This is a genomic window from Caballeronia arationis, from assembly GCF_001544975.2.
In the GTDB taxonomy this organism is placed as follows: Bacteria; Pseudomonadota; Gammaproteobacteria; order Burkholderiales; family Burkholderiaceae; genus Caballeronia; species Caballeronia arationis.
The window spans coordinates 1-9860 of record NZ_FCOG02000177.1; the positions used below are offsets into that span (position 1 = coordinate 1).

Annotated in this window: 10 protein-coding genes and 1 pseudogene; 8 read left to right on the forward strand and 3 right to left on the reverse strand. The window is 61.0% G+C overall.

Features of this window, described 5'->3' with window-relative positions; all coding sequences use genetic code 11:
• The 7 genes and pseudogenes from AWB81_RS44310 to AWB81_RS37695 form a co-directional block, all read left to right on the forward strand.
• A pseudogene (locus tag AWB81_RS44310) lies at positions 1-126 on the forward strand (3-keto-5-aminohexanoate cleavage protein); the annotation flags it as partial.
• A 161-nt stretch (positions 127-287) separates the two neighbouring features.
• Positions 288-1610, forward strand: coding sequence for an MFS transporter (locus AWB81_RS37670; RefSeq protein WP_062643101.1), 1323 nt, complete (start codon positions 288-290; stop codon positions 1608-1610).
• 56 nt (positions 1611-1666) lie between these two features.
• Positions 1667-2227, forward strand: a complete 561-nt coding sequence (locus AWB81_RS37675) for an RBBP9/YdeN family alpha/beta hydrolase (RefSeq protein WP_062643102.1) — start codon at positions 1667-1669, stop codon at positions 2225-2227.
• Positions 2214-2924: a DsbA family oxidoreductase gene (locus AWB81_RS37680; protein WP_062643103.1), complete on the forward strand. Its 711-nt coding sequence runs from the start codon at positions 2214-2216 to the stop codon at positions 2922-2924. The genes AWB81_RS37675 and AWB81_RS37680 overlap by 14 nt, the downstream gene beginning before the upstream one ends.
• Positions 2925-3565: 641 nt before the next feature.
• Entirely contained in the window at positions 3566-3916 is a 351-nt protein-coding gene (locus AWB81_RS37685) for a hypothetical protein (RefSeq protein WP_143753730.1), read from the forward strand.
• Positions 3917-3921: 5 nt separating this feature from the next.
• Complete coding sequence (hpnI, locus tag AWB81_RS37690) at positions 3922-5085, forward strand: bacteriohopanetetrol glucosamine biosynthesis glycosyltransferase HpnI (RefSeq protein WP_200822612.1); 1164 nt, start codon at positions 3922-3924, stop codon at positions 5083-5085.
• 61 nt (positions 5086-5146) lie between these two features.
• Positions 5147-6160, forward strand: a complete 1014-nt coding sequence (locus AWB81_RS37695; RefSeq protein ID WP_062643106.1) for a flippase-like domain-containing protein — start codon at positions 5147-5149, stop codon at positions 6158-6160.
• 59 nt (positions 6161-6219) lie between these two features.
• Here the strand turns inward: AWB81_RS37695 and hpnJ are convergent, their stop codons facing one another.
• Positions 6220-7641 carry a hopanoid biosynthesis associated radical SAM protein HpnJ gene (hpnJ, locus tag AWB81_RS37700; protein ID WP_062643107.1) on the reverse strand — a complete coding sequence of 474 codons (1422 nt, stop codon included), beginning with the start codon at positions 7639-7641 and terminating at the stop codon, positions 6220-6222.
• A gap of 623 nt (positions 7642-8264) precedes the next feature.
• Here hpnJ and AWB81_RS37705 point away from each other — a divergent pair.
• A complete protein-coding gene (locus AWB81_RS37705) occupies positions 8265-8573 on the forward strand; it encodes a DUF4148 domain-containing protein (RefSeq protein WP_062643112.1) in 309 nt (102 codons plus the stop codon).
• A gap of 144 nt (positions 8574-8717) precedes the next feature.
• Here the strand turns inward: AWB81_RS37705 and AWB81_RS48975 are convergent, their stop codons facing one another.
• Complete coding sequence (locus AWB81_RS48975) at positions 8718-8912, reverse strand: universal stress protein (protein WP_087135464.1); 195 nt, start codon at positions 8910-8912, stop codon at positions 8718-8720.
• A gap of 62 nt (positions 8913-8974) precedes the next feature.
• The coding region (locus AWB81_RS37715) for an IS256 family transposase (RefSeq protein ID WP_062643109.1) at positions 8975-9860 on the reverse strand (886 nt) is incomplete at its 5' end.

The window sequence follows — 9860 nt, forward strand, 5'->3', positions numbered from 1 at the left end:
AAGGAAGCGCGCGAGATCTACAAGATCGGCGTGCAGTACAAGGATGCCGACGAGACGCTCGCGCAGATGGGCATGGCACCGAACCGCAAGGCCGGCATGAAGAACCTCCCGCTGCGCGCCGCGTAAGCGACCATGGCCCGGCGGTGACGTGATGTCGTCACATCGATGCCGGACATGAAAGGACCGCCCATGGCGCGCGCCAGGGCCAACGTACACATATCGAAACGCGGCACCTTGCCCATGTGAGCAAGGTAAGTCGCTCGCGAGATTCCTGAAGGAGACATTTCATGCTCATGCAGCACGCCGAGGCCACAACGGGACAAGTTTCAAAAGCACGAGGGGACGTACGCGCCTATGCGTGGGTGGTGTTTGCGCTAACGGTCGGGTTGCTGCTTTCCGACTACATGTCGCGACAGGTTTTGAATGCCGTCTTTCCGATGCTCAAGTCGGCATGGGGTCTCTCCGATACGCGCCTCGGATCGCTTAGCAGCGTGGTCGCGCTCATGGTCGGCGTGCTGACCTTGCCGTTGTCGGTGCTCGCCGACCGCTGGGGCCGCGTGAGGAGCATCGTGCTGATGGCCACCATGTGGAGTCTCGCGACACTCGGCTGCGCGATTTCCACCACCTACGGCGAGATGCTCCTTGCGCGCGCTTTCGTCGGCATCGGCGAAGCGGCTTACGGCAGTGTCGGCATCGCGGTTGTCCTCAGCATCTTTCCGGTGCGGCTGCGCTCGACGCTGACGGCCGCCTTCATGGCGGGCGGGGCGTTCGGCTCGGTGATGGGTATGGCGATCGGCGGCGCCGTCGCGGCGCGCCTCGGCTGGCGCTGGGCGTTCTGCGCGATGGCCGTGCTCGGGATCGTGCTGGTCGTCTTCTATCGGATCTTTGTGACTGAAAAGCGGCTCGCGCCGTTGCAACCCTCCGGCAATGCCGTGAAGGCGGCGAGCCTCGACACGCGCATGAGCTTACGCGCGCTGATGAAGGGACTCTTTTCGACCAAGTCGATCGTATGTGCGTACGTGGGCAGCGGCTTCCATCTGCTGGTGCCGGCCGCGCTGTGGGCATGGATGCCTAGCTTCCTGAACCGCTACTACGGCATGGCGCCGGACAAGGCCGCGATAGGCGCCGCGGTGTTCGTGATGGTGACGGGCCTTGGCATGGTCGTGTGCGGGAATCTGACCGACCGTATCAGCAAGAATGCGCGGGAGAAGAAGTGGCTCACCGCCATCGCTTTCTGCGTCGCGTGCTTCGCCTTTCTCGCAATTGGCTTCCAGATGCCTGCAGGACCGTTGCAACTCGTCCTGATTGGCGCCGGCATGTTCTTCAGCGCAGGCGCAACCGGTCCCTCGGGGGCAATGGTCGCGAACCTCACGCCTCCGTCGATCCACGCTTCTGCGTTCGCCACTCTCACGCTCGCCAACAACCTGCTGGGTCTGGCGCCTGCGGCGATCCTCACGGGAATCGTCGCTGACAAGATCGGACTCTTGGGCGCGCTGCAACTCGTCCCCTTTGCGCCGCTCCTTGCTGCGATCGTGTTTTTCATCGGCAAGCGGAACTACATCCGCGATCTGGACAAGGTTGCAACGCTGCGCAAAGAGGCTTCGCACTGACCAGGCAGGCAGCCACCCAACGGCGCCAAGGCGTTCCGACGCAAAAAGGCTGATACATGATCCTAGATACGACACCCACCATTCTCATCGTGCCGGGCTTGCGCGACCACGTTGCCGAGCATTGGCAAACCCTGCTGCAGCAGAAGCTGCCCAAAGCGGCTTCGGTGCCGCCGCTCGAGCACGACAAGCTCAGCTGCGCCGCGCGCGTCGCGGCGCTCGATGCGGCCCTCGCGAAAATCGATGGCCCCGTGATCCTGGTCGCGCACAGCGCCGGCGTCATGATCGCCGTGCATTGGGCCCGGCAGCACGACCGCAAGATTCATGGAGCGCTATTGGTCGCCCCGGCCGATCTCGAGATTCCGCTGCCCGATGGCTATCCGACCTTCGATGCCCTCGCTGAAAACGGCTGGCATCCGATTCCCCGCAAGCCGTTGCCGTTTCCGGCCATCGTCGGGGCCAGCCGCAACGATCCGCTCGCACGGTTCGAGCGCGTTGCGCAGATGGCGCAGGAATGGGGCAGCCGCCTCGTCGACCTCGGCGAGGTGGGCCACCTCAACCCCGCTGCGGGCTTTGGTGAATGGCCGATGGCGGAGAGCTTGATCCATGAACTTGTCTGAACTGCAATGTGCCGTCACAGCGGGCCGCGAAGTTGATGGCCGCCCCACGATGACGGTCGAGGTCTTCTTCGATTTCATCTGCCCGTGGTGCCTGATCGGCAAACGCAATCTGGAGGCGGCCATCAGCCGGTTTGCCGGCCTGCGGCCGGACGTGCTCCTGAAAGTGCTGTGGCGCTCCCATCAACTGCTGCCTTATACGCCCATCGATGGCATGCCTTACCAGGCGTTCTATCTCGACCGCCTGGGCAGTCACGAGGCGGTGACCGTAAGGCGTGCGCAGGTGCGGCGCGCGGGAAGCGACGCCGGCATCGAGTTCGCGTTCGAGCGGATTGAAGTGTTGCCGAACACCGCCGCTGCGCACGACCTCGTCGCGTATGCAGCCGGCCGCGGCGCCGAAGCGCAACGTGCACTTTTGATCGAGCGCCTCTTTCGCGCCTACTTCATGGAAGGCCAGAATATTGGCGACTTGAAGGTTCTCGAGCGGCTCGGCGTCGAGTGCGGTCTCGAGCAGCAAGGCGTCGCAGATCATCTGGCGGAATCAAGAAGCAAGGCCGACCCCACCGGTCGCCGGGTGCCGCACACGGAATACAACGACACCGGCGTTCCGCACTTCGTGTTCAACGCCCGATACACGCTTTCGGGAGCCCATTCTCCCGGTGCGATCGTCGAAGCAATGATGCTCGCGGTCCGAGAATAAAGGAATACGGAGTGTCGAGCCGGGTAAAGGCATATGTCGCCCCATATGCCACATGATAGTGACCCGCTGACGATTTTGAATTAGCGCAGCCTTACCAACCTGACGATAATCTCTCGCCGCCAAGACGATCCGCTCTAGATGCTAAGACATCGAGAGAACATACCGCCGCTCTGTGCCTGAGCGCGATTGGCTCACGAGATTTGCATCACCAACGACGGAAGCGCTCCTCGTTCGTAAGCAACAAAAAAAATTCCCCAAACGACGAGCAATACACAAAGTCGTGACATCACAAGCGTTAGAATGACCGCGCACGGCCGTGACTGTTCAACACCATGATCATGCGCTTTGAGAAGTGCTTGACATCGAACTCTCACGCCGCATCATGCGCTGCCCTTCTCACCGGGCCAACTCCGTCTATCAGGTTCTCGTCAGCTTATTTAGCCGTACCTTTTTTCGATCCTTTCCGGACCCGCGACGAAATTCGTCATGGTCCTTCATCGATCAAGAACTGTAAGCGCATTAACCGGCTTACGGGAGCCGTCATGAAAACTGCATCCTTGCAGGCGGCGTCGCACGACGCTTTCGGGAAATCCTTCGATCATGCGTTGGGTCTCGTCGAGAGGACCGGGGATCTATGCGCCGTGCTGCTCGATGCAGGACGTGCATCGGTCGCCTCCGGTGCACAGGCGCGTTCGGCGCCGCGCCGTGTCCAGCCGCGACGCTGGACAAGCAGGCACGCTGAGAGCCGCAGGCTCGACGAGAGCAAACCGTCCAACAATCCCTTCATCGCCGAAGGCATGCCGTTCGAGGCGACCGGCATTCCGCGTCGTTCGCGTGACGGGATACACCGTCAGATCGAATCCTTCTACTGGTGCGCTTATTTCGGCATTTCGAACGACGGGAAGACCGCTCACGGAATGCTAACGAACGGGAAGACGAACGCACGCGACTGCTTCGAGTTCTCCCGCTTCCTGTCCGGCGACGCGTTGTGAGCGCCATGCACGTTTTGGTCGCGGCCATGGCGATGGCATGTGGCGCGGGAGCGATGTTTGGCATCGCCTATACGATCGTCGCGGCCTTGCTGATCAGACGTTTCTTCCGCCGCACGGCGCGCGAGCCGAGCAGCTATCCGCCAGTCACCATCGTCAAGCCGTTGTACGGCGACGAGCGGGGGTTGCTCGCCAATCTTTCGAGCTTCTGCCAACAGGACTATCCCGGCCCCGTGCAGTTCCTGTTCGGCGTGAACGACCCGGCCGATCCGGCGCTACAGGCCGTCGATGCACTGCGGCGCCTGCATCCCGAAGCAGACGTGACCGTGGTCGCCGATGCGCGGCTGTATGGGCCAAACCGAAAGATCAGCAACATTCTGAACATGCTGCCTAAAGCGCGGCACGACGTGCTGGTGTTCGCTGACAGCGACGTTAGCGTCGCACCGGACTACCTGAGCAAGGTCATCGGCGAATTGCAGAAACCGGGCGTCGGGCTCGTCACTTGCATTTATCGCGGCAAGCCTGAACCGGGTTTCTGGCCGCGTCTTTCGGCGAAAGCCACCAACTACCAGTTCCTTCCCGGCGTGGTGATCGCCCTCGCGCTGGGCCTCGCGCGACCATGCTTCGGGCAGACCATCGCGATGCGACGCGCGACGCTCGAAAAGATCGGCGGCTTTGAGCCGTTCGTCAGGCATCTGGCCGAGGATCATGCGATCGGCGAGGCGGTGCGGCTCGCCGGCGAAAAGGTATCGATTCCGCCCTTCACGGTCGCACATGCCTGCGTTGAAACCAGTGCGCGCCAGTTGATCGCGCACGAGCTCCGCTGGAGTCGCACCATCCGCAGAGTCGATCCGCTCGGTCATCTGGGGTCGGTGCTCCTTCATCCGCTCGCATTCGCGCTCTTTGCGGTGATGTTGTCGGGCGCCGCTGCGTGGTCGTTGCAGCTCGTGCTCGCGACAGTGGTCGCCAGGCTCGCCCTCGAGCTGGTGTCGGACCACGTATTGCGCCAGGCACATCGCGACGTATGGCTGCTGCCGCTGTGGGATATAGTTTCCTTTGCGATATTCGTGGCGAGCTTCTGGTCGTCGCGTGTGACTTGGCGCGGCTTCCATTTCGAAGTCGACAGTGACGGCCTGTTGTCGGCTGTCCAGGACGAACGGGTAAGCGACTGATGAAACAAGGGCGATTCGCGCGCACTGCTCTCGCCGCGCGGCACCTCTCAACGGCACTGGCATGATGAAGCATTTTGGCCGCGTCGCGGCGCTCGCCGGACTGATCGCGTCACTGTGGCTCGTCTGGAACGACAATCCCGGCGCGGTGCTCGACGCGCTGCGAACCGCTGGCGCCGGCCTGCTGCTGGCAGCACTGGCGCACGTGTTGCCGATGGTCGTCAACGCGTACGAATGGCGCACACTGATCCGCCGAGTCCATCGGCCCTCCTTGCTGACGATGCTCCATCTGGTGTGGGTGCGCGAATCGGTGAACTGCATGCTGCCGGTCGCGCGCATCGGCGGCGAGGTGGTCTCGTACAGGATGCTGCGGGCCCGGAGGGTGCGGCCGCCGATGGCCGCAGCCAGTCTGATCGTCGATATGCAACTGACAGTGATCAGCCAGTTGCTCTTCACGATGGTCGGAATCGGCTTTCTGCTTGCACATGCGCAATCCAGCGCGGCGCGCTTCGCGGGCCAACTGGCGTGGGGCGTGGTGGTCCTCACGCCACTGCTGGTACTGTTCGCGCTGGTTCAGCACGCCAGTCCGTTCGAGCGGATCACGCGCGCGCTCAACCGGATCACGAGCGGCAAGCTCGCTGCGCTCATTGGGCAGTCGGCGCAGATCGATCAGTCGATCAAGCTGATCTGGCGCCGGCGCGGGGTCGTGTTGCGTTACCTGTTCTTCTGGCAGCCGCTCCAATGCGTGCTGACCTCGCTCGAAATCTGGCTCGCGCTCTACTTCCTCGGTGCGCAAGTCAGCCTGGTCGAAGCGGTGGTGATCGAATCGCTGATCCAGGCGGTGAGCAGCGCGGCGTTTTTTGTGCCCGGCGGCCTTGGCGTGCAGGAGGGCGGCTTCGTCCTGATTGGCGGCGCGCTTGGGCTCGATCCTTCGATATGTCTCGCCCTCGCGGGCGCGAGACGGATTCGCGATCTGCTGATTTTCATTCCCGGACTTCTTGCGTGGCAGTTTGCCGAATCATCGAACCGGCCTGCCGCCCCCGATTCGGAACCAGCCGTCGACTTGCGGTCGCGCTGACGCCAACGCACATTGCTGACACCGTGAAGTGCCAGACACGTGCATCGGCGCATCAGGCCTTACGCCTTGTGTTCCCGGAGGAATCGGAAGAACTGCACGCCTTCCTGCAAGCGCCGTTTCATCATCTCCCAACTGATGAGCATCTCGCGCACGATTTCCCAGATCTTCGTCGGTCGGAAATAAAAGCGTTTGTAGAAGTCCTCCACTCCGCGATAGATCTCTTCGCGCGACAGGTGCGGATAGCCGATCGCTGAAAGCTGGGTACCCGTGGGATTAACGAGGGTGATGACCTTGGTTTCGTTCAGCCATCCATTTTCGACCGCCTGCTTATGAAGAACCGTTCCCGGATAGGGCGCCGCGAGTGACACCTGGATGGTGTGAGGATTGATCTCCTTCGCGTATCGGATCGTCTTCTCAATTGTTTCGTGGGTCTCGCCGGGAAGCCCGAGAATGAACGTGCCGTGGATCTTGATGCCGAGCTTGCGGCAATCGTCACTGAAGCGACGTGCCATATCGGTGCGCAGCCCCTTTTTCACATTCACGAGGATCTGGTCGTCGCCGGATTCGTAGCCGACGAGCAGAAGCCGCAACCCGTTATCCTTCATCACCTTGAGCGTTGAATAAGGCACATTCGCTTTCGCGTTGCACGACCACGTCACTCCCAGCTTGCCAAGGCCGCGGGCGATCTCTTCGGCTCTCGGCCTGAGATCGGTGAAGGTATCGTCGTCGAACATGATCTCCTTGATCTCGGGCATGTTGTCCCTGATCCACTTCACTTCTTCGAGAACGTTCTCGACCGAACGCGTGCGATAGCGATGCCCGCCGACCGTCTGCGGCCAGAGGCAAAAGGTACACCGGGATTTGCATCCCCTGCCCGTGTAGATCGAAACATACGGATGTTTGAGGTAGCCGCTGAAGTAATTTTCGGTCGTAAGGTCGCGCTTGTAGATGGGCGCGACAAACGGCAACTGGTCCATGTCCTCCAGGATCGGACGGGCCTCGTTGTGCATGATCCCGCCATCGGGCAGCCGATAGCTGAGACCGGGAATCGACTTGAGCGGGAGCCCTTGCGCGATGTCGCGACAGGTGAAGTCGAATTCTTCACGACACACGAAGTCGATCGCATCGCTCGCCGTAAGCGAGCCGTGAGGATCGACGGCGACCTTTGCCCCGACCATCCCGACGAGAATCGCGGACTTGCGTCGTTTTAAATGCTCCGCGAACCGGGCGTCGCTCGGGAAGGACGGCGTGCTCGTATGAATGATGACCAGGTCGTACTGCTGCGCAATGTCGAGCGACGCTTCCAGGGACAATCCATCTGCGGGAGCATCCAGGACGCGGCTGTCCTCGATCAGCGCAGCGGGCTGGGCAAGCCATGTTGGATACCAGAATGAACGAATCTCGCGCTTGGTCTGGAACCGTGAGCCCGCTCCGCCATCGAAGCCGTCGAACGAAGGTGCCTGCAGAAACAGCGTTTTCATAAATGCCCTCGAAGAAGATGGTCTGCCTGAGCGCGATCAGTCACCCGCATAGATTCGCCAGGCGTCGGCGATATTCGCGATTTGATTCATGCCTTCCAAAAACGATCCGGTTGTTGAAAAGCTGATATGGATGCCGCCCTGTCGTGTTGAAACTCGGAGGAGACAGGCAAGCGTGACATCAACCCGTCATGATCCTTTCAGAACCGCATGGCATTTGACGTGCAATGGCGGAGCGGTGGGTGAGGGTCGATCAAGAATACTACGACTTGAGATCGCTACATGGCAAAAAGTTTGATCCTTTCACCTCTGGTCGATCTTTACAGCTAGGTTACTTTCCGGCGGGCGATAATAGACTCTTCAAGCAGATGTCCCGCACACCTAGCCGCCCTGGCAATGCCTATGCGGCAATCGCCGTTCCGACAATACGCTTTGCTTTTCGACGGCCGGCGGCGCGGTCTCTCGTATTGACAGGGCGCAGGCCGCCGGGATAACGCCCAGCACGGAAACACAAGCGCAGGCCCGATCCAGCTGAAGGCGGGATGACGGATCGATTCCGCACGAGCCTTCCACGCCGTCGCTGGTTTTTGTTCATACTGAGTTGCTTCGCTGAAGGGAGAAGTGACATGAAAAACTCGCCAAAGATCTGGCGGATGGTTTCCGCGTTGACGATCTTACTCGCTGGCTGTGCCGCAGGAGGCATGCCGGAAGGCGCGACGCATCTGAGTGCAACGCAGTGCCGCGATCTCGCCGCTATCAGGAACAACGCACCCGCCACACTCGAGCGCAACCAGAGTGAACTGGCGGCGCTTGAGGCGGCGGGGTACAACCCATCAAGGTTTTTCGATCCGTACTATCCGGACGATCTACAGGCGGCGCAGCGTCAGGTCGATCGTTGGTATCAGGCGGAATGCCCTCAGGCACGGCCCGCTTGACGCACATAGCGCCATCCCGGCACGCTGCCCTGTTTGCGTCTGGCCTGTGGCCGGCCACCGCGTGCGAGACACTGACCTCAGGATATCGGGGCGAAGTCCTTCGGGAGTAGCTGCTGTTGAATTAAGTCAAATGCTCCTTGCCGATCAGGAGTCGCCATGCACCAAAAGTGTAGGCCATTGCGCGATCCGCACAAATTCTTCGGCGACGCTGCCAAACGCCATCCGACGCAACCCGCTGCGTCCCGACGTTCCCATCACGACCAGGTCCACTTCGTGACGACGCGCGTAGCGCTTGAGACAAGCCGCTACCGATTCATGGATATTGTCTATTTCCAGCAGTTCGGACTGGCACGATACGCCTGCGAGTTACTGTCAAATCTGGTGTTTCGGATTCGGCATGATCAGGCGGCCAGCGGTTGCTGAGCCGGTGTGCTGTCGGTCACCGGTAGCCCGTCTTTGAAAGTTATGCCTTCAAGGAGCGAGGCGATTTTCTCTGGCGCACGAATGCGCCGCCACGATTGTTCGGCTGACTCGATGAGCTTGAATGCCAGACCGAGGAACGTCGCGCGGGAAACGCAATTGCGTGTGCGGGTGGTTCGATGCCGCACGGTCGCGAACGTCGACTCGATGGGGTTTGTGGTTCGCAGATGCTGCCAGTGCTCTGCAGGAAAGTCGTAGAAGGCCAGCAGTTCATCGCGATCGCCTGTCAGCTTCCCGGTCGCCTTGGGATATTTGGCCGAATAGAGCTCGACGAAACGATCGAAGGCCACGAATGCGTCTTCACGCGTGGCGGCTTGCCAGATTTCCTGTAGGCCGGTTTTGGCCCGACCATGCTGTGATTTGGGCAAGGCGTTGAGAATGTTTCCAGTCTTGTGGAACCAGCAGCGCTGGTGCCGCGTCCTCGGAAACACTTCCGCTAATGCCGCCCACAGACCCATTGCCCCATCGCCGGCCGCGAGCAGCGGACCGCTTTGCAGGCCTCGCGCTTTCAGATCCAGCAAGAGCTCGCACCAGGCGTCCTTCGACTCGCGGAAGCCGTCGCCAATTGCCACACGCTCTTTCGTTCCGTCCGGTTTCACGCCGATGATGACCAACAAGCACTGTCCATCCGAATCGTCACTGCGCAGCCCCGTGTGGATCCCATCGGCCCACCAATATACCCAGCGGGAGTTTGACAGATCGCGCTGATTCCAAATGGCGTGCTCTTCGGCCCACTGAGCCTTCAGGCGGCTGACTACGTTCGGCGAAAGACCCTTGGCCTCTTCACCCAGCAGCACGCTCAGCGCC

Coding starts and splice junctions, on each gene's coding strand:
- AWB81_RS37670 (WP_062643101.1), top strand. CDS start 288: ATGCTCATGCAGCACGCCGAGGCCACAACGGGACAAGTTTCAAAAGCA.
- AWB81_RS37675 (WP_062643102.1), top strand. CDS start 1,667: ATGATCCTAGATACGACACCCACCATTCTCATCGTGCCGGGCTTGCGC.
- AWB81_RS37680 (WP_062643103.1), top strand. CDS start 2,214: ATGAACTTGTCTGAACTGCAATGTGCCGTCACAGCGGGCCGCGAAGTT.
- hpnI (WP_200822612.1), top strand. CDS start 3,922: ATGCACGTTTTGGTCGCGGCCATGGCGATGGCATGTGGCGCGGGAGCG.
- AWB81_RS37695 (WP_062643106.1), top strand. CDS start 5,147: ATGATGAAGCATTTTGGCCGCGTCGCGGCGCTCGCCGGACTGATCGCG.
- hpnJ (WP_062643107.1), bottom strand. CDS start 7,641: ATGAAAACGCTGTTTCTGCAGGCACCTTCGTTCGACGGCTTCGATGGC.
- AWB81_RS37705 (WP_062643112.1), top strand. CDS start 8,265: ATGAAAAACTCGCCAAAGATCTGGCGGATGGTTTCCGCGTTGACGATC.